The sequence below is a fragment of the Vibrio sp. NH-7 genome, assembly GCF_053643215.1.
This window is the reverse complement of the sequence record NZ_CM132188.1, coordinates 28,909-49,527: the sequence shown is the minus strand read 5'-3', so window position 1 is coordinate 49,527 and position 20,619 is coordinate 28,909. Positions and strand designations below refer to the sequence as shown.

General features: G+C 47.1%; 16 protein-coding genes and 1 pseudogene. 6 read left to right on the top strand and 11 right to left on the bottom strand.

Annotated elements, in window-relative coordinates; all coding sequences use genetic code 11:
* Positions 1–124 precede the first annotated feature (124 nt).
* A complete protein-coding gene (locus tag ACUALS_RS14585) occupies positions 125–1,006 on the top strand; it encodes a LysR family transcriptional regulator (protein WP_038135505.1) in 882 nt (293 codons plus the stop codon).
* 75 nt (positions 1,007–1,081) lie between these two features.
* Here the strand turns inward: ACUALS_RS14585 and ACUALS_RS14580 are convergent, their stop codons facing one another.
* On the bottom strand, positions 1,082–1,327 hold the full coding sequence (locus ACUALS_RS14580; RefSeq protein WP_005469318.1) for a hypothetical protein: 246 nt from the start codon (positions 1,325–1,327) through the stop codon (positions 1,082–1,084).
* Positions 1,328–1,564: 237 nt separating this feature from the next.
* Between ACUALS_RS14580 and ACUALS_RS14575 the strand changes: the two genes are divergently transcribed.
* On the top strand, positions 1,565–3,094 hold the full coding sequence (locus ACUALS_RS14575; protein WP_454449682.1) for a phospholipase D family protein: 1,530 nt from the start codon (positions 1,565–1,567) through the stop codon (positions 3,092–3,094).
* Positions 3,095–3,191: 97 nt separating this feature from the next.
* On the opposite strand, the gene ACUALS_RS14570 is transcribed toward ACUALS_RS14575, so the two are convergent.
* Both ACUALS_RS14570 and ACUALS_RS14565 read right to left on the bottom strand, forming a co-directional pair.
* Positions 3,192–4,403 (bottom strand): glycerophosphodiester phosphodiesterase family protein, encoded by a 1,212-nt coding sequence (locus ACUALS_RS14570; RefSeq protein ID WP_334474435.1) that lies wholly within the window; start codon positions 4,401–4,403, stop codon positions 3,192–3,194.
* 161 nt (positions 4,404–4,564) lie between these two features.
* The gene (locus ACUALS_RS14565; protein ID WP_454449681.1) at positions 4,565–5,827 is read right to left on the bottom strand and encodes an MFS transporter; all 1,263 of its coding nucleotides are present in this window, start codon (positions 5,825–5,827) and stop codon (positions 4,565–4,567) included.
* 120 nt (positions 5,828–5,947) lie between these two features.
* On the opposite strand from ACUALS_RS14565, the gene ACUALS_RS14560 reads away from it, so the two are divergent.
* Complete coding sequence (locus ACUALS_RS14560) at positions 5,948–6,721, top strand: helix-turn-helix domain-containing protein (protein WP_454449680.1); 774 nt, start codon at positions 5,948–5,950, stop codon at positions 6,719–6,721.
* A 7-nt stretch (positions 6,722–6,728) separates the two neighbouring features.
* Here ACUALS_RS14560 and ACUALS_RS14555 read toward each other — a convergent pair whose 3' ends face one another.
* The 7 genes and pseudogenes from ACUALS_RS14555 to ACUALS_RS14525 all read right to left on the bottom strand — a co-directional run bounded on the left by ACUALS_RS14555 (position 6,729) and on the right by ACUALS_RS14525 (position 15,596).
* Positions 6,729–7,757 carry a lactonase family protein gene (locus tag ACUALS_RS14555; protein WP_454450025.1) on the bottom strand — a complete coding sequence of 343 codons (1,029 nt, stop codon included), beginning with the start codon at positions 7,755–7,757 and terminating at the stop codon, positions 6,729–6,731.
* A gap of 72 nt (positions 7,758–7,829) precedes the next feature.
* Positions 7,830–10,280, bottom strand: a pseudogene (locus ACUALS_RS14550) (beta-N-acetylhexosaminidase).
* 35 nt (positions 10,281–10,315) lie between these two features.
* Complete coding sequence (locus ACUALS_RS14545) at positions 10,316–10,945, bottom strand: bifunctional 4-hydroxy-2-oxoglutarate aldolase/2-dehydro-3-deoxy-phosphogluconate aldolase (protein ID WP_454449679.1); 630 nt, start codon at positions 10,943–10,945, stop codon at positions 10,316–10,318.
* A gap of 19 nt (positions 10,946–10,964) precedes the next feature.
* Positions 10,965–11,906: a sugar kinase gene (locus tag ACUALS_RS14540; RefSeq protein WP_454449678.1), complete on the bottom strand. Its 942-nt coding sequence runs from the start codon at positions 11,904–11,906 to the stop codon at positions 10,965–10,967.
* 63 nt (positions 11,907–11,969) lie between these two features.
* A complete protein-coding gene (locus tag ACUALS_RS14535) occupies positions 11,970–13,490 on the bottom strand; it encodes a sodium:solute symporter family protein (RefSeq protein WP_039475417.1) in 1,521 nt (506 codons plus the stop codon).
* A gap of 211 nt (positions 13,491–13,701) precedes the next feature.
* Positions 13,702–14,094 (bottom strand): RidA family protein, encoded by a 393-nt coding sequence (locus ACUALS_RS14530; protein WP_038187972.1) that lies wholly within the window; start codon positions 14,092–14,094, stop codon positions 13,702–13,704.
* A gap of 59 nt (positions 14,095–14,153) precedes the next feature.
* Positions 14,154–15,596, bottom strand: a complete 1,443-nt coding sequence (locus tag ACUALS_RS14525; RefSeq protein WP_454449677.1) for an N-acyl-D-amino-acid deacylase family protein — start codon at positions 15,594–15,596, stop codon at positions 14,154–14,156.
* 179 nt (positions 15,597–15,775) lie between these two features.
* Here ACUALS_RS14525 and ACUALS_RS14520 point away from each other — a divergent pair, with 179 nt between their 5' ends.
* The 3 genes from ACUALS_RS14520 to ACUALS_RS14510 all read left to right on the top strand — a co-directional run bounded on the left by ACUALS_RS14520 (position 15,776) and on the right by ACUALS_RS14510 (position 18,618).
* On the top strand, positions 15,776–17,047 hold the full coding sequence (locus tag ACUALS_RS14520; protein ID WP_454449676.1) for an amino acid deaminase: 1,272 nt from the start codon (positions 15,776–15,778) through the stop codon (positions 17,045–17,047).
* Positions 17,048–17,142: 95 nt separating this feature from the next.
* Positions 17,143–18,006 (top strand): MurR/RpiR family transcriptional regulator, encoded by an 864-nt coding sequence (locus ACUALS_RS14515; protein WP_005469232.1) that lies wholly within the window; start codon positions 17,143–17,145, stop codon positions 18,004–18,006.
* 117 nt (positions 18,007–18,123) lie between these two features.
* Positions 18,124–18,618 (top strand): peptidylprolyl isomerase, encoded by a 495-nt coding sequence (locus ACUALS_RS14510; protein WP_005469010.1) that lies wholly within the window; start codon positions 18,124–18,126, stop codon positions 18,616–18,618.
* Positions 18,619–18,752: 134 nt separating this feature from the next.
* Here the strand turns inward: ACUALS_RS14510 and ACUALS_RS14505 are convergent, their stop codons facing one another.
* Positions 18,753–19,760: a porin gene (locus ACUALS_RS14505; protein WP_331399997.1), complete on the bottom strand. Its 1,008-nt coding sequence runs from the start codon at positions 19,758–19,760 to the stop codon at positions 18,753–18,755.
* Between the last annotated feature and the right edge of the window lie 859 nt (positions 19,761–20,619).

Here is a 20,619-nt window from a genome sequence, read left to right as displayed (position 1 = left end):
CGATGACTGGGAATAGCGGCATTATGCCTCTCTATTTCATTGTAAAAATCAGCAGTTTTAGCAAATGATTTTTGCTATAAATGAAGGTAATAACCCATTCATCAGTTGACCTAGAGGAAACCGTATGCTTACCCGCTCAGATGATCTTGAAATATTGTTAGCCGTGGTGGACAGCGGTGGGTTTTCTGCGGCGGCAGACACGCTTGATATTCAAGTGGCTCGCGTCTCACGCGCCGTTGGCAAAGTAGAGAAACAACTTGGGGTATCGATCCTCAATCGAACTACGCGCCGAATCGAGTTAACCGATGAAGGACGGCAGTTTATCGACTCAATCCGCCTAGGATTAACCCAGATCCAACGTGCAGAAGAGGAGCTGATATCACGCGGTGAACTTCCCAAAGGTCGATTGCGCGTTGATGCCGCCAGTCCATTTGTTCTTCACCAATTGGTGCCTTTAATTGGTGATTTCCAAGCGCAATATCCCGACATCGAACTTGAACTCTCATCCAACGAAGGATTTGTTGATCTGCTTGAAAAGAAAACCGATGTCGCGATTCGAATCGGCCAGTTGAGCGACTCCACTCTGCACGCAAGACCGCTCGGACGCAGTCAACTCCATTTAGTGGCTTCTCCTCACTACTTAGCAAAACGGGGACAGCCACACACGACCGCTGATTTAATCCACCATGCCACAATCGGGTTCAGTGGACCAAAAGCACTCAATCAATGGCCGTTAAAAGGGTTCCAAAGTTTGCAGCCAACACTCACATCAAGCAATGGTGAGGCGGTGCGACAACTTGCTCTGGCAGGCAATGGCATTGCTTGTTTGTCAGGTTTTATGGTGAATAGCGACATTGAGGAAGGTCGGTTGATACCAGTGCTTGAACACGAAAAGATCAGCCGCACCGGCCGCGAGTTAGTCAATGCGGTGTACTATAAGTCCTCCAATGTGGCGAGAAGGATTTCAGCGTTCATTGATTTCATTCAACCCAAGTTAACGCTCTAAAGTAAATAGCGCGCACTAAACACCACTCTAGCAATTGCACTAGAGTGGCGACGTAATTCAACTGAGAGTGAGGCCCTAAAGAAGCACAGAGGCTTCGAGCAAGTAGTTGACTTGGTGGCTCAGATTAGGAAAGCCTTCGCTCAAAATCTTGAAACGTGCGTCAATGGAATCCTGATGACCAATACGACCAAAGGTCTTTAGTGTATCCACTGGCATGTTGGAAATAGACGTTTTCAACGGACATAAATCGACATTGTTTGCTCTTTCTACTTTCGACAGAGCATCGACTATGGTTTGTAAATCGAGTGCAGATTGCTTCATGGGACTCATTGCTTTCATTTGATAATGACTATTATTTTGCGCCGATAGTACTGGATTTACTTGACCGCTGATGTGATTTTAATCAATGAAGCACGTACTATTGCCTAGCAAAATAACAACCTGATTGCATAGCCATTCATTTTCCTCAACAGCGCCAAACCTACGCCTATTCGGTTTTTGTTATACTGGAGTCAAGACTCACGCGATTGCTCTAACTATCCCCAAGGACGCGCATTCATGATTAAGCTTAGGCGCTTAGCTTCTCAACTTTTTATTATCAGCCTTTTAGCTGGCTGTGGCACGCTTCCCGATGACATCGTCCACACTCCGTCCACGGCCCCATTACCATCCGACACCCAGTTATCAAGGCTCAATGACCAGTATTGGAAAGATCGGCCCGAGGTTTCGAGCGCGGTTTTGTTGCAAGAATCAGGGTGGGATGCCCTTGCTCAGCGATTGGCGTTAGTTGAAACGGCAGAGCGCACCATAGACATTCAATACTACATCTGGAACTCCGATGTTTCAGGCGCGTACCTTGCCAGCCGTTTACTGGCTGCCGCTGACCGTGGCGTGAACGTGCGTGTCATGCTCGATGACATTAACCTCAATGAGCGTGAGTCGCTTTTGATCGAGCTCAACGCCCATCCCAACGTTGAAATACGCGTTTTTAACCCAATCCCAACCCGCCGCGGTGTGGCGAAATGGCTCAATGTATTGGGAGACTTTTCACGCTTAAACCGCCGTATGCACAACAAATCCTTCACCGTTGATGGCGCGTTCTCTGTAGTCGGCGGTCGCAATATTGGTGACGAGTACTTCGATTTATCCAATGACATCAACTTTCGCGATCGAGACGCACTGGTGATGGGTGATGTGGTTGAAGAGGTTCAAACAAGCTTCAACCAATATTGGGATAGTCGTTGGTCTTACCCAGTTGATTTACTTGGTGAAGATCAAGACGTCAGCCTTTCTGTACTCAAATCGGTGACCGTTCCTAAGTATCTCGCGTACCCTCCGCTGCCCTCAGAGCCAATGGCAGCGAAGCAGTTGTTAGCCGAGCTCACTGGCTCTATGACCCCAGTACAAGCCCATTACATTGCCGACAGACCTGTACCGAGCGATGAAAGCAACACCTCAGAGCCCAAAAGGACAGCGAAATACCTAAGCCAGCTTGCCGAACAATCCCATAAGGAAGTGCTCCTTGAATCGGCTTACTTGGTGTTTGACGACCGCCAACTGGACAATTGGCAAACACTCAACGAGCGTGGCGTTGATGTTAAGGCGTTAACCAACTCGATGGCATCAAACGATCTGGTCACCAACCATTCCGCTTATGCTGGTCGCCGAGAAGATATGTTGCAACATGGCGTGCAGCTTTTTGAGCTCCAACCCGATAGCTCGCTTTGTTTCGCATCAACCAAAGATAACCGCAAGTGTTCGCCAGAGGCGAGCTACGGTCTTCATTCAAAATCCGCCGTCTTCGACAAGCAGGTTGCTGTGATTGGTTCGTTCAATTTCAATCTTCGCTCTACCTACTTAAACAGCGAGTCGATCCTAGTCATCGACAGCCCAGCGGTTGCCAAAGAACTGGCAGAAACGATTGGTGATGCGATGGATGAAACGCACAGCTGGTCGTTGCACTTGCAAGAAGGTGATGTGTATTGGCAATCGGGAGAACGACGCCTAAATCGCGAGCCAGACACGGGAAAATGGCCTCGATTCCAATCTTACTTCCTGCAATTACTGCCGATAGAGAAATACCTTTAAGTAAGGCTGACAAACTAAACCAACAAATTGGTTCATCTCAGCTCTAAACCAAAAAACCCGAACACATGGTTCGGGCTTTTCTCATCTATGGCCGTGGTTAGATGTCCATACAGTTAGCGTAGTAAGTGACTGTTGAAGGCCAATCACTGAAAACCCCCAGTACGCCGACATCTTTCGCCAACACATCCAACACTTTCATCATGTCGCCATCTTGCTTGATCTGCTCGGTAACACTTTGATAGTACCAACCACCACCTTGCGCAAGTGGCCCTGAGCGCTCTAGCGTCCACGCGATGATGTCCAAATCCGCTTGTTTTGCCAGCTTGGCATACTCAGAGGCAACAATGCTGTTTTTCTCATCTAAATCAATCAGTGCATAAAGAGGAGGCGCAATAATGTTGACGCCTTGATCAGAGAGCGCTTTCATGTTTTCCAGCGTCGCCGTGAAGTCTTTTAGGCTATAGACGCGATCATCAAGATAGACCGCTTGCTGACCAAACTCAGGCTCGTTGTTAATCCAGTACTTCACGTCATCAAGATTGAATGACTGCACGTAAGCCTCTTTTGCAGAGAAGCCGGCTGCTTTGAGTTCATCAATCAACTTTTGAGCATAATCTTGCTGGCTAAAGCCTTGATATGGCATTTCTACCGCCGCTGATTTCAGCTCAGGTGTGACTTTTACACCATGCTTTTTAAACAACGCCGCGCTTTCCGCATGCGTCATCAAAGTCCCCGTTTGCGAATACAAGTCGGTGCGCCAGCCCGGAGTGCCATTCATGTACTCTTCAATCGTAGTGGCTTTCGGGTTCGCGCCATCCATTTTACCCTTGAGAGTCTTGAACTCCGCGAGGGTAAAGTCTGACGTACGACACTCTACTTGGGCATCTTCGCCAGTTTCTGGATTGGCAGGTTTGAACGGAACAGAACACTTCTTCGCCAGTTCAGGGTGCGCAAGCACATCCGTTGTTGTGTGCAGATCACTTTGTGAGTGACGACAAACCAATTGTTTATCCTTGGTAAAGGTCACATCACACTCCAGAACCCCCGCTCCCATTGCAATCGCTGCCAGGTAAGACTCTTTAGTATGCTCTGGAAACTGCATTGCCGCGCCGCGGTGACCAATCGAAAAATCGCTGCGATAAAAAGGACCTGTACTGCAACTTTCTAGTTTTGATTTCAGAGGACCATCTTCCATGTCACTGACCAAGTACAAAGGACGCGGACCTACTTGTGCAGGTTCATTCGCCGCCATCGCCATTGAGCTCATACCAAGCAAGAGCGCAATACCACTGGTTAGGATCTGCTTCATCTGTTGTTTCTCCTTGAGGAAACGAGTTATGATTTATTGTTCTGGTTTTGACATGGTGACGCATCGAGTGGCATACAACACAGCAAAACTTTTCGCCTATAACTCAAACAGATAATTGTAAAAAGTTTATGACGTTTCAATGATAAAGCCGTGAACCAAACCTATCGACCCGATTCCACCACGCCGTTAGTTCGAGACATTTGTGCTGGAATTCGTATAAAGCCAAAAGACGATACCACCAGCAGCAACGCCGCAACACTCCAACTGGCTGAAATGCCAAAGTGATCCGATAAATAGCCAAACCCTAACGACGCGATCATTCCACCGCAGGTGACAACAAAGGAACTGATCGAGAGCATAGTCGAACGAAACTCGGCCTTAGTATTGTCATTGACGAGTACCATTTGCGAGTTTTCACCCAAGGTAAAAAGAAAGAAAAACACCAGATAAGCAAGAGAAAAGCTCGCAACTTGCACTGTTGTAGCCATCAACAGCAACACCATTCCAGCAGATAAACGGCTGGCAAGAAGCAACATTCGATGGGAGCCACAAAACCAACGTAATCCCTTAACGGAGCACCAAGAAGCCGCTGCCGCCATTAAAAAGTAGAGTGCCGAGATAACCCCATAAATCAAGGTGCTGGCCTTATCATCGCCCATAATATTGGCAAGATATGACTGCCAGAGGTTTTCGACACTACTCAATACCACGCCAAACACCAAGGTCGTTTGCATCACTCGCTTTAATACATCATGGCGAAATGCCTCGTTTAACGCCTGCACGCAGGTAGAAAGCAGTGAATTTTGCTGCGAGGGTTTCTGTTGAGTCAAGGGAGGTGCTTCGCTCGGAATAAGCGTTAAGGTCACCATGAAAAGGACACCTGTTGCCGCAACAATAAGGAGTAAATTAAGGTCATATTTTGACTCGAACCACTGATGATGCAAGGCAACATCAGGCAACCCGCCCCCGACCAACGAACCTAGCGCCAACCCAACTGTGACCATAAGGTTTATTCTCGCTAGCGCATCGTGATAAGAAAGCGGCCCGGGTGACAGCTGATAAGCATCATAAAACCACGCATCTAACGTACCGGAATAGACCGCCCGAGCCGCACCAAGCAATATCGCGCTGGCGAGCACCGAGGTCATGGTTGATGCAAACAATAGGGCCAAGACCCCCAACATACTCAGCAACAAAGAAAGCAAATAGGTTTTACGTCGGCCAAATCGGTCTGCGGCACTGCCTAGGGGAATCTCCAACAAAGTGGTGGTGCCAATCCATACCGCCATCACCAAACCGATGTCAGTCAAACTCAGCTCACGAGATTGAAATATCAATATTAAAACCGGAATGAGCATCCCAGTAATAAACCAGTGAAATGCTTGCTGGGTGGCATAGCATCGAATCAGTTGTTGTTGAGACATGGCGCTTTCCTGAGCGAAATAGTGAGAAAAGAATCTCATAACGACCTTTAATCTCAATCAAAATACCAAAAGATCACTATTATGATACCCAAGGTATCGAATGGCAGATTAGGAGCCAATATGGATCAGCAGCTCGCTCAAGAAGTATGTAATTTGGTGAAGCAGAAACTAAAGAGTCGAGGCGCGTCGTATCAAGATTTAGCCGCTGAATTAGACATCTCGGAAGTCAGTGTCAAACGGCTACTGAACAATGCTCAACCCATGTCGATGCAGCGCTTGATCGCGATCAGTCAGTGGCTTGAATTTCCTCTCTCGAAACTGCTTGAACAAGCGGAAAAAAACTTACATGCCATTCCTCTTTTTACGCCAGAGCAAGATGCCGCTTTTTACGCTTGCCCAGCGCTGTTTACCTTTTGGAGTGAACTGGCAGAGAACAAGACTGTCGATGAAATTGCCGAGCGTTATCAACTCGACGCCGCGTCCATTCACCTTTATTTACGAAAGTTAGAGCAAGCAGGCTTAGTCGCTCTTGGGCCTTTCAATCAATGTAAACTACTCGTTCCCGGCCACACCGCTTTTGAGCAAGGCGCTAAATACCCAGAGTTTTTCAGCGCGAAGGTGCTTTCAGGATTACAAAAGCGGGTCATCAATATTCCCGTAGACGATGACCAAGCGTTTTTAATTAGCTTAAAAGCAGAGTTAACTCACCAAGAGTTCCAAGAGATAAACAAAAAGCTAGAAGACTGGATGTTTAACTTACTTCGAGAAAGCCAAGATATACGAGCAAGAAAAGGGCTAAAAGTGACACCCTATACCTTTGGCTTTATGGGTGCCGAAGGGGCATTTCACGCGGAGCTACCCAATATTGTTAGGCTGACAGAGCCGTCAGCCTAAACAGGCGTTACTGATGTTGTTCGACTAAACAGACAGGGCTGTCGATTTGGCACTCATAGCCTGTTGGAACTAAAGTGCCGTCATTTGGGTTTCGTTGGTAACTGACTAGGTTATGGGAGTGCTGATTGGCCACCACCAACCACTCTCCACATGATGAAAGGGCAAAATCTCGAGGGAAAGCTCCCCCGCACTCTGAGCTGAACAACCACTTGGCTTTTTCACCAGAGACATCAAAACAGCTGATCTGATTTTGGTGACGACAAGAGACATAAACAAAACGCTCATCGGCAGAGAGTTTTATTGCTGACGCAGCTTGCCCTACCTCACTATCGGGCAATAGCGGTAATTGTTGTTCAATCTTCCAACCACTTTCATTCTGCGTTAATACCACCAAGGTTTCACTTAGCTCACACACGACATACGCCGTCTCTTCAGCGTGATTGAACACCAAATGACGTGGCCCTGATCCCGGCGGAAACGCGACCGTCTGAGCGAGTGAAAACTCACCTTGCTCAATGGTATAAAAACGGACGGCATCGCTGCCTAAATCGACGGTCGTCAGTGTGGGTTGATGCTTTAGAAACACGGCTTGATGCGCGTGAGGTGAAAGCTGGCGGTCTTTATTGGGGCCTTGCCCATCTTCAAACAAGTTAGCCACTAAAGTGTTGGCGATACCTTGGCTATCTAGAGAGTAAATACTCACATTGCCTGAGCCATAGTTCGCCACTGCGAGATACTGCCCATCGACTGACACATCCACATGACAAGGATAATCACCTTCAATCGGCACTGAATAGGCGGCTTTTTCTTGCAGACATACGAGCTGGGCTCCATCTTGTTGAGCCACTTCGGAAAAACTATACAAGGCGTGCTTAGTTTGGGTTAGATAAGAGGGATTTCGCAGCGGATAAATGTCCTCTAAGCGGATAAGTTCACCGCTGTTTTGGTTCAGACTGACCATTCCGATCCCTTGGCTTTCACTGGGTGAGTCGGTATAGGTTCCTACATAAAAAAGTACGTGGTTACTTGCTTGCATCATCATGATTCCAATAAGAATGTTATCCAGCACAATGCCGCCAGCGCAGGCTAGCGGCAAATGGTTTCACCACTACTTGGTCAAAATGTGAAGCAAACGCTCAGTTGGTTTAACGATGGCGACAATCGTTTCATCAAGGATGATGGCGTTATCATTAATCACACCTTGGTATTCCGCTGCATCCGCCTTGCGAACGGCGTTGCCTTGTTTGGCAATCTCAACCAGGGTATTTGCCAGCTCTGCAACTTCAACCGTCGCATCTGTTACTTTCACGGTATCAACCGAGGCTACGTTGTTGGCGAAGATGGGTTTCGCTTGCTGTGCCGCCAGCGACACGACTTAGTAATGCATCGCGAGTTTGTCTAGTGCGGCTTTATCGCCATTTGCGAACGCCTCAACAAGATCGTTCATCTCATACACAGCTAAGCTCTCTACTGGCAAGACATCCGCAAAGCGGTTTAGACGTTCATACTGGTTGTAAAGATCGCCTTTATTTGGCGTTGAAATCCACTTTTCCCAGTGACGTGCGTAGTACTGAGCAGGCTCGATGTACTTGGCCAACGTTTGTAGTGGTGTCACATCAGCACCATTAGCCAGACGTTTGAGCATCATAGTCGCGTCGGCGTGATGGCGCAGACCTAAAGAGATTTCAGACCATGTGTCCATCACGCTCATGCGCTGGTACATGCTGCGCTCGTCTGTTAGCTCTTGGCTTGACCATAAACGCTCAGCAATCGCATAGCTGCGCGGCCATAGACGCTGCTCGATGGTCATTGAATCTAGATTCTCACCCCAAATGGTAATTTCACCACCTAAGATTAGATCTTTCTCCTTACCTTTTAACTCTGCTGGATAGCCGCCATTAGGCTCTGGAATGACACTGCCTTTGGTTGCGCTGCTTGCGACCAGTTCACCCGTTGCTGGCCAGCGAACATTACCAATGATCTGGTAGCTGCCCTCTTTCAGCTTGCCGCCTGCAAATTGATAGTTGAATTCTGTGTAGGACATGAAGTTATCGAAATGACCACGGAATTTAACCCCAGGTACGTACTCTAGAATATGCACTTCTTCACGAGATTTGCCGTTATAGTCGGTAAATGCGCGGAAAGTACCATCTTTTGCTTCGATAATGGTGAGATTACCTTTACGCGGGCCGCCCTTGTTACGTGGCTTCACCCAATCGTAAGTTTCGAATTTTTCACCACTGTGTAGCGTGTCATCCACCGTGATGCCTTTTGGCATTGGGTCGTTGCGGTAATGGTAGCTAGTTGGCTGCGGTTGGTCTAAGTAGTAACCGGTAGACAGTACGCCTTGGTAACCCTCTTTGGCTGCACGGCCAATGCTGTCATGCCCGCGCCAGCTTTGGATAACGATCGATTTGGGTAAGTCTTTGTGCCAAATTTCATCCCAGCCCGACATCTTCTTGCCACGCTCTTCGAGCATCTTTTCAACTCTAGTGTTGAGGTAAGATTGCAAGCCGCGTTCACCATCTAAATTGTTGTCCGCAATGAATTGTTGGATCTTCGGGTTCTCTTTCCACTGTTTGTAATTTGGCTCATCACCGCCAATGTGGAAATACTCATCTGGGAACAGCTCGACTACCTCATCAAACACGCTCGCAAGCATGGTGTAAAGCTCTGGATTAGTCGGGTCCATTAACGGCTCAAACACACCCCAACCACGTTGCTGTGGGTAAGACTGCTCGCCCATGCCAGACATGAGTTCAGGGTAAGCGTGTGCAACCGCCGACGCGTGACCTGGCAGTGAAATTTCTGGAATGACACGAATACCAAGGTTGCGTGCGTAATTTACGACGTAGCGGATTTCATCTTTGGTGTAGTAGTCACCGTCAGCGGTTTCAGACCAAAGCTTGGTGTAGTTGTCGAGCTGAATGCGGATGCCTTGATCGTCCCAAATGTGCCAATGGAACACGTTCATTTTCGCCGATGCCATGGCATCCAACTGACGCAGAATCACGTCGAGCTCAATGAAGTGACGAGAAGTATCGTAAGAGACGCCGCGCCATTTAAAGCGAGGTTCATCGTCAATTGACACCACTGGAACCGAATAGCCGTTCGAATCGGTGGTCACAAGCTGGAGGAAGGTTTCAAGGCCGTGGAGTGCACCATACGGACGTTCAGATGAGAGGCGAATTTGACCATCTTTTACCTCAAGTTGGTATGACTCATCGCTATCAATATTTTGCACAGCATCTTTTGGTCCTTTGCGAATGTCGATCACTAAGGTGGCGTCTTTTTCAGACTCCGCCTGCCAGTGGAGCATTGGCAGGCCAGTCTGACGGTATAAACGTTCCATGGTGCGCTTAGCGTTAAACTGAACGCGCTCAGAATCGTAACCTTTGATGAAAATGCTAAACGTTTTGTCGATGCTTACAGAGCCCGAGCCCAGCTCCACTTCTTGTGGGTAAGGCATAAGGTTTAAGTCGGTATTGGGTGCCATTGCCATTGCTGCAGGTCCTGTCATTAAGCCCGAAACGATTAGAGCTAACGTCGCTTTTTTCATTGTCTTTGTCCTGTATTAAAGGCTGTTGTTTTGAGCTACGCCACATGCTCGACCGCTTCGCGGACTAACTTTGCGATCTCATCCCACAGCTCGTTTTCAATCAAGCTTGGCGCTACCATCCACGTGCCGCCGCAACAAACAACGCGCTCAATCGCTAGGTAATCATTGACGTTGCCTTTACTGATGCCGCCTGTTGGCATCAAGCTCACATCCACATACGGTGCAAGCAGTGATTTCACCATAGCGACCCCACCAGACGCTTCCGCTGGGAAGAATTTTAGGAAGTTAAGCCCAAGCTCCAACGCTTGCTCAACTTGGCTTGGGTTGTTGATGCCCGGAACAATTGGCATGCCCACTTCTTGGCAGTAACGGACCGTGTTTGGATTTAATCCGGGAGCAACCACGAACTCCGAACCTGCGGCTTTGGCGAGATCCACTTGCGTAGCGTTAAGAACCGTACCAGCGCCCACACACATTTCTGGGTAGGCTTCGCTCATCGCTTTAATCGCGTCACCTGCAGCTTCTGTGCGAAAGGTCACCTCCGCGACTGGCAAGCCGTTTTCCACTAAGACTTTTGCCAAAGGTACCGCATGCTCCACTTTGTTGATTTGAATAACAGGGATAACTTTGAATTGTTTTAGTTTGTTGATCATTTCGTTGTTCATATTTATTACCCAGAAATTGTTAAGAAAGAGTGAGGTGGGCCATTTCCGATTTCGGGATGATCGCACCTGAAAATTGAATCACAGTTGACGCTAGCTGATGGCCTAACGCCGCCGCAGCTTCTGCACTTTGTCCATTAAGTCTTGCCGCTAAATAGCCTGCGGCAAACGAATCGCCCGCCGCACAAGTATCAACCACATTGGCGACCTGCTCTGCGCTGACATAAGCATGATGTGTTTCGCCACCTTGCTGCCAAATCACTTTGCATGGCTCACAGCCGCGCTTGATCACCGTTTCTTTGCAGCCTAAACGTACACTGCGCTGCTCGACACTTTCGTCCGCTCCCCACACCAAATGATCATCATCTTCTGTGATTAAAGCAATATCGACTAACGGAAGAAGCTGACCATACCAATGTTTGGCTTGTTCGCTTGTCCACAGTTGAGGTCGGAAGTTGTTATCAAACATCACCTGTCCACCCGCATGCGAAAAATCGCTTAACGCATCAATAAGCCGCGTTTTGCACGCATCAGAAAGAATCGCCAAGCTAATACCACTTAAATAAACCGCATCAACGCGGCCTTGCTTCATTGCCTGTTCAAGCTTGCTGAGCTCTGCGTTAAGGAAGTAACTTTTAACCGCGGCGCTGTCTCGCCAATACATAAAGCTGCGCTCACCTTGAGGGTCCGTTTCCACCATGTAAAGCCCAGGTAGTTTGTCGCTGTATTGCTCCACCAACGAGGTATTAATCCCTTCTTGCTGCCAAGCTTCGATGAGCTGCTGTGATAGCGCATCTTTACCTAGCCCAGTGGCGTAACTCACTGAAATAGGGGTACGCTGAGTCAGACGAGAAAGGTAAAGTGCGGTGTTTAGTGTATCGCCACCAAAACCCTTTTTAAGAGGAAGGCCGCTAAGTTCAATCATACATTCACCGAAGAACGCGATATGAATTGGATGTGTCATTTGGGCTCACCTATTTAGTGTGGTGGCCCATTGCTGAACCACCCAATTTAGTATGATGGATGTTTAAGAAGCGCTCTTCACTGCTTGACGATTTTGCAGTGAAACGTCTTCGTCTAGTTGGCCTTTGTCGGACAGTTCCATTTCCATCAGCGCTCGCTCATCATCAAGAATTGCACGTGCCATTTCTGGGCTTACTTGGTTCGCAGGCGTCACTAAGCTCACCACGATACCCGCAGTTAATGCGAACAGGCATGAAGGAATCACTGGGTTGCCCCAGAATGCGGTTAGGTCTGCGCTCATCATGACGGTAATTGACGCGATAGACGCCCCTGCCAGTGTCGCCAGCGCACCTTGCCAGTTGTAGCGTTTCCAGAAGCGACCCAGCATACCGCAGACAAACATGCCTGACATAACCGTTGAAATCATTTTAGTGATGTAGCTAATGATGTCGTTTGAGGTAAGAGCGAACAACAAAGCACAGCCAATCACCACCACAAGAGCAAGACGAGAGTAATTCAGCATAGACTCTTTATTTGGCACGCGGCCTGTGAACATCACATACACGTCACGCAATAAGATAGAGACACCGGCAATCGCATCTGAGCTTGCACTCGACATGGTTGCCGAAAGGCCCGCGATAAGAACAATTAAGCCAACACCCACAGGCAAGACGGTTGCCGCAATGTACGGGAACGAGAAGTTCGGGTTAGTTAGCGTTGGGTCAATGGCATGGGCGGCCATACCGATGATCGCAGGAATGATAGAGAAGAACAGATACAAAATACCCGAGCCAACAAACGAGCGGCGAATCGTAGAAACATCTTTACCCGAGTAGATACGCTGACGAAATGATGGTGTTGCAAGTACACCGACACCAATCACAACCGCAAGAGAAATTGCAGGCAGAAGACCGAGTTTTTCAATCGCTAGGAAGCTTGTCGCTGCGGGATCCATCGCGGCGTATAAGTTATCTAAGCCACCAATGTGCTGCACTGACAGTACCGCCATTAGAATGAAGCCAACAAAGAGAATGATAGCTTGAATCGTATCGGTCCACACAACAGCCGTGTAGCCACCGATAACAACGTAGATGGTAAATGCCGCTGCAATGATCATTTTCGCCGTGCTAAGTTCGATGTCTGCAATCCAAGCGAGGTACATCCCACCACCAAGAATATGTGCACCGAGCCACCCAATTGACGCGATAAAGATAAGCAGACCAACCACGTTCTTAACGATGCGGTTTGCACCCACGTAGTAAGCGAGTTCTTCACTCATTGTCATAAAGTTGAGTTTACGGACTGGGGCAAACCAGAGAGCAAGTAGCAAGATACCTATGGCACCGCCAATGCCATAAAGCGCTCCAGCCCAGCCATTTGCGTAACCAAAGCCAACCGCGCCCATACTAGAGCCCGTGCCAACCATGGTTGCTACTGTGGTACCTAAAACAAGAAACAGTGGCAGACCACGACCACCCAATAGGAAATCTTCTCCTGACTTTTGGTTACGAGAAACAAACCAGCCAAGCCAGATTAAAAATAAGACATATACGCCAAAACCAGTGAGAAACAGTGTACTATTCATCGAACACCTCTTAATTAAAATCCATATTTAATTATTTACAACGAGCAGTTACTTTTTATTCCTAGATACAAATAGCCCTATTATTAATTTGAATTAAGATCACTATTTATATGTGCTGTTGCTTTTAATTTATTTTGTAGGGTAAGAGCGCCGAGAAAATATTAACAGGGATAAACATAAACCCGGCGCTATAGATTCTATCTTTGTGAGGTTATCGGCGATCTTCTCGATAGCAGGTTACGTCCACTTCGACCTTCACATCCACAACTAAGTCACACACCATGCAAATGCGCGCTGGTGGATGCTCGCCAAAGAACTCTTTAAACACTTTGTTGAACGACTGGAAGTAGCGAGAGTCTGTTAGTACCACTTTTACATGCACCACATCCTCAAGCGTGTAGCCGGCTTCTGTCATGATGTCGACGCAGTTTTGAATGGCTAGGCGAGATTGGTCAACAATGCCGCCTTCAACCACTTCTCCATCTGTCATTGGTGTCTGACCCGATACATAAAGGAAGCCCCCCGCTTCAGTTGCACGAGCAAACGGAAGATGCTGACCACCCGTACCTGTACCACCTTCAACACCGTAACGTTTAATAGACATAATATTCTCCAGTAAAATATAAAATAATTTAATTAATGTTCGCTTATTTATTTGGCCATCTATTTTCTATAAATAAATACACCACTTCGTTTATTAGTCACGCTGCCCTCAAAATAAGACAACTCACCATTTACAAATACACATTCAACACCTCTTGCCACGGAAACTGGGTTCTCGAATGTAGCGGTATCTTTAATCGTGTTTGGATTAAATAAAACTAAGTCGGCATAGGCTCCGACGCGAATTTCGCCTCGGCCATGCAAGTTGTAGCGCTTGGCTGACATACCCGTCATTTTGTGAATCGCTTCCGCCAGTGGAAAAAGCTTCTCGTCACGACTGTAATAGCCAAGCACTTTAGGAAATGTGCCCCACAAACGCGGATGAGGATGTGGGTCGTTCGGAAGCCCATCTGAGCCCACTATGGTCAACTTGTACTTAAGTACCCGCTTCACATCGTTTTCATCCATGCAGTGATAAACCGCGCCTGCTGGTTGCAACGCTTTCGCCGCCTCCATTAATGGGCGATCCATTTCGTCTGCGATCTGCTTAAGCATCTTGCCTGCGTGTTGCGGGTGAGACTCCGACCAAGTGATAAAGATATCGAAGTCGTCTGTCACTTGCTTAAGGTCAAGGGTTGATGAGCTCGCAGAGTATGGGTAACAATCACACGACACGTCTTGGTGCTTAGAGACCTTGTCCATCAAGTTAAGCACTTCAACGGTTCTGCCCCAGTTACCTGCACCCGCACACTTAAGGTGAGAAATCACCACAGGGACTTTGGCAAATTTCCCCGTCTCGAACGCTTCTTCCATTGCCGCAAGTATTTCTTCAAATTCTGTGCGCATGTGAGTGGTATAGATGCCACCATGCTCACCCAACACTTGAGCAAGACGCATAACCTCATTGGCTGTTGCTTGCTTGGCACTCGCGTACGCTAAACCAGAGCTCAGCCCCAATGCGCCTTCTTCCATCGCTTGATCGAGGGTTGCTCGCATTTGGGTAATTTCTTCTTCCGTCGCCGTACGTTGCAGATCGTCCATCACGTTATTGCGTAACGCAGTATGACCGACCAATGCCGCGACGTTGACGGCAGGCTGCGCTTGCTCTACCGCTTTGGCATAGCGGGCAAACGTTGGGTATTTAAAATCTTCTTGCTTTCCCAGTAGGTTCATTGGGTCTGGTGGATCGCCTGCCAGTACGACTGGGCTAGCACTAATGCCACAGTTACCAACAATCACCGTGGTTACCCCTTGGCTTATCTTTGGTAAGCACTCTGGGTAACGAATAACGTTGGTATCATCGTGGGTATGCACATCGATAAAACCAGGAGCAATCGCCAAACCTTGACCATCAATCACCTGTTTCGCTTGTGCAGATTCAAGTTGCCCAATACGTTCAAGTTTTTCAATTCGTGTGCCGCAAATCGCAACATCCGCCATAAATGGCTTAGCGCCGGTACCGTCAAAGACCTCTACACTTTTGATAATGGTATCGAACACCATGGCTCACCTTTTCGTCCGTCGTTTATAGGCTTCCTATACTAATAATCTCCTTACTTAAATCAGTGATAAAACACACAAAAGTTCCCACAATGTTTGATAGTTTCTAACATTACAATTAATATAAAAACCAACAAACAATATAAGTCAACAACTTAAAACGTGTTAGAAGTGAGCTTGCGATGAAAGACTTTAATTCAAACTGTGATATTAACTACCAAATCGAGCCCATCACACCACCGAGCTGTGGCGAAAAAAGCCAACCTTATTCAACCTCTAGTCAAGAAAAGTTCAGCTTAATCAATGAAGAAGTGAGCCTGCCAGCGGCGGTCATTCAGCACTCAAAACTAAATAACAACCTAGATTGGATGCAGCGCTTTGCCCAGCAACACAAGGTTAAACTTTGCCCGCACGGGAAAACCACCATGACGCCGGACTTTTTCCGCCAGCAGCTAGAGCATGGTGCTTGGGGAATCACCGTTGCGACGCCCGCTCAAGCAGAAATTGCCGCATTAGCAGGGGCGAAACATATCATCATCGCCAATCAGGTTGTGGGTAAAGCCAATATGGCGATCATGGCAAACTTAATTGAACGCCAAGATGTAGAACTGTATGTGTGTGTTGATTCAGCCCTTAATATCCAAGCCTTAGGTCACTTCTTTGCCAAGCGCCAAGTTCACCTGAATCTACTCATAGAGTTTGGGGTCGAGGGCGGTCGCTGTGGTTGTCGAACCGAATCGCAAGTGATGGAGCTGGCTCAGTTGATCCAACAATATTCACCACTTTGTCTGCGCGGAATTGAGGTGTATGAGGGGGTGATTCATGGTGACAACGCCGAGCAACTAGTGCGTGACTTCCTGACTCGTAGCCTTTCTTTAGCTCGCACATTGAAGCAAGAACAGCTCATCAGTACTCAGCCAATCGTTACAGGTGCAGGATCAGCATGGTATGACGTGGTCTCGGAATGCTTGGCCAACTTAGACGATGTAGACGCGATCATTCGCCCTGGTTGCTACGCCATTCATGACACTGGCATCTACCTAGAAGCGCAAAACAAGGTGATGGCGCGCGCAGAGAAAAACCAAGGCGCAGCCTGCGATCTCGGGGGTGACTTGCAATCGTCACTCGAAGTATGGGCGCACATCATTTCCAGACCGGAGCCAAACCGATTGGTAGCAGGATTAGGCAAACGTGACGTCGCGTTTGACGCGGGCCTGCCGATCCCAGAACGCGCTTACCGCCAAGGTCAACAGATTGAAGTAGGCAGTGCCACCACTACCGCGGTCATGGATCAGCACGCTTTTATTGAAATCGATCCTAGCTCAGATCTGAATGTCGGTGACATCGTCGCTTTTTCAACCTCTCACCCATGTTTAACCCTTGATAAGTGGCGCTCGATAGCAATTTGTGACGATGATTACCATGTCACCCATTGGGTAGAGACTCGTTTCTAGACATGGATTTTTAAGTATACTGAATGGCAAATTTTGGAGGCTCAAGTGTCTGGTATGGCGCGTCGCCTCCAACAAAAAAATAGTAGGACAACACCTTGAGTTTAGAAGTCGATATTATCTCGCGCATTACCGAGCGATTCAGTGCCCTGCGTGACGCTGAAAAGAAAGTCGCCAAACTGATCATGGACGATATTGAAAGTGCGGCCAACGCAAGCATTACTGAGTTGGCAGAAAGTGCCGAAGTAAGTGAAGCGACGATTACGCGCTTTGCGAAAGCCGTTGGTTGCAAGAACGTTCGTGATATGAAGATTAAGCTGGCTCAAACGCTCACCGTCGGTCAACGCTTTATTCTTGAGCCGCCCGATCAAACTGGTTATCAGGGCATTTACGAATCCATTAAGCAGTCGTTAGACATCAACCGTAACCTCATCAACGAACAAGACATCGATACCGCCGTCGAGTGGCTACATGGCGCAAGACAAGTCATTTCAATTGGTATGGGTGGCGGCTCGACCATTGCCTCTCAAGAGATGCAGCACCGTCTTTTTCGCTTAGGTTACGCGGTTGTCGCCTATAACGATGGGCTTATGTCGCGCATGATTGCCTCTACGGCCGACAGCAATGACGTGATTGTGATGCTCTCTGCAACGGGCTATACCCCAGCGATTGTCGAAACCGCTGAACTTGCTAAAGAGTACGGAGTAAAAGTGATTGCGATTACCCCGAAATCGACGCCGCTAGATAGTATCGCGGATTTAACGCTACCTATCGAGCACCAAGAGACAGACTTTATCTATAAACCGTCTGCATCGCGCTATGCCATGCTAGCGCTTGTCGATGTGCTTTCCATGGCACTGGCGGTCAACCATAAACGCCGCTCACGCGATAAACTGCGCCGCTTGAAGCTGGCCCTTGACTCCTACCGAGGCGGGTTAGATCGACAACCACTAGGTGACTAACTCACTTAAGGCTTAGCCCAAATAAATCAGGCTAAGCCTTTGCTACATACGCGCTGCAATTCCACCACACTGAATGCTATACTCTGGCCAAATCAAACCTATCGAGTATTCATCACTATGATTATCTTATCGACCACCTATGGCGACATCGAAATTGAACTCAACATGGAAAAAGCGCCAGTGAGCTCAAAGAACTTTCTACGCTACTGCCAAGAAGGTTTCTACGAAGGGACCATTTTCCACCGAGTTATCGATGGCTTTATGATCCAAGGTGGCGGCCACACGGAAGATATGACAGAGAAAGAGACACACGCACCGATTGCGAACGAAGCAAACCGAGGGCTAAAAAACCTAACAGGTACTATTGCCTTCGCTCGAACCGATGCACCGCACTCAGCAACGGCTCAATTCTTTATCAACCTTGATGACAACAATTTCTTAGATCATACCGCTAAAACCAATAACGGTTGGGGTTACGCCGTCTTTGGCAAAGTGACCGCAGGTATGGAGGTGGTGAACAACATTGGTAAAGCAATGACTGGCTCTAAAAAAGGCCATGATGACGTGCCATTAGACACCATTAAAATTGAGAAAGTAATCATCAAAGACTAACAATCAAAAAAGCCCCAATGCGAGGCATTGGGGCTATAAACTTAATCCATTAATTGCAATTTAGATGGCTAAGTTTTATCGGGTGAAGAAAAGGAGAACACGCCCGATGATTCTAAATCCTTGGCAGTGGATGATTAGAATTTAACTTCTAGGCCAACAACGTAGCCTAGTTTTAGTTTCGCGCCTTCAGCTTTAAGTGCTTTTTCTAGCTTGTCTGAGTTTAGGTAACCCACTTCAGAGTACGCTTTTACGTTATCTGTAAACTTGTATGTTACGTTCGCGTAGTAGTTGTTTAGCTTAACTTTTTGACCGTTTGCTTTAACGTGACCTTGATCTGCACCTAGCGCGAAAGTCGTTTTCTCAATCGTGTACGCTGCAGTTAGTTTAGCAACATCTAGGCTAGCTTTAGTTGAACCGATTTTTAGGTCAGAATCTGCGTAAGAGGCGCCAACAGTAAGTGCATCCAACTTGTAAGATGCGTCTAGTTGGTAAGCTTTCTGAGAACCTTTACCGTCTTTATCTTTAGCAGAGACATTTTGGTAGTAAGCCGCAACTGTTAGGTCAGCAAATGTTGCACCCGCACCAAGATCGTATGCAGAGTTCTTTTGTTTAACTGATGCGTCATTTTCTTGAGCGTAAGAAACACCTACCCAGTAGCCGTCTTTTTCGAACTTGTACTTCAGTACTTCGTCTGCAGATGTCACGCCAAATACAGATTGCTTATCACCGTTTGAATCGTAAAGACCTAGACCAAACTCGATGTCGTTAGAGATACCAGAACCATCAACGATGGTTGCTTGACGACCCGCAGTCAAAGTACCGAAAGACGCCGATTGTAGACCAACAAACAACAGGTCGTTTTCTACTGCGTTGCTTTCGTATTTCCAACCTGTAGATGCGATACCTTTAAGGTCATCGTTAATTGGCGCAGTGATGTCGATTTGTAGGTCACCGTCATCTAGACGACCTTTTACATCTTCGTTGTACGCTTTATCGTTTTTTACGTTAAAACGGCTTTGGAAAGCTTGTACTTCAACCGCACCAGAAACGTCCACAGAAACGTTTTCAGATGTGTGAACATTAATTGCTGCTGATGCTGTACCGCTAGCTAGAATAGCGATTGCTAATAGAGTCTTTTTCATAATATATAATCCACTGCTTTGATTCTTAAAATTAGTTATTCGTTTGATAACTGAAATTAGGTTAGCAAAATAAAAAACATAATCAGCAAATGCTTACATATCTTAACTTTGCATTTATTTTAATCAAAGCCCTGACAAATCATTACAAATCTTGTTTTAGAAAAGAGAAACCCTGCATTTATTAAAATAACTTACAATCATCAACTTCAAGAACATTCATATATCACCTAAGAAAATAAATCTTTCAATTATAAAGTCATAAAAATGTATTTATTCTTGCACACCGACAACATGGTCGCTTAACGATATCTTTTATCCCCATCAATAGCGTTAAAATTTACAGTATGGGGACGCTATTACTCTATGGGATACGTTCTGATTTAAAATAGATGAGGGGAAATAAGGGACTAACGTAAGCAATCGTAAGTTTAAACAGAGAGCTGTTTGCCTATAAAACCACCAAAGGATGACTTACTCACAAAGCAGAAAACTCGCTGAAAGTCTGATGTAGTCAGAGATCACATTTATTAAATTCAAGCCTTTCTCTATAACCCAACCCCACAAAAACCATCGAAGCCCAGGCGCTCTGGCTTTGTAAGTAATGTAAGCCCCTCTAGATTCTCCAAAAACATGGGTTAAAATCCATTCGCCATTTAAATGACGGTTTACCATGAATAGTAGAAAAATTGACGCCAGAAAGAGACTTGAGAAAGCGGTGATTGAAAAGGGTTGGAGCATGCCCTCCATCTCTAGGTTCATTGGTTACGATGTAAAGATAACGCTAATATGCAACAACGGACACTCTGTAAAAATCTCACCGAGGAAGTTTTACAGTTCGTCAGATAAAAACAAGTGTCTG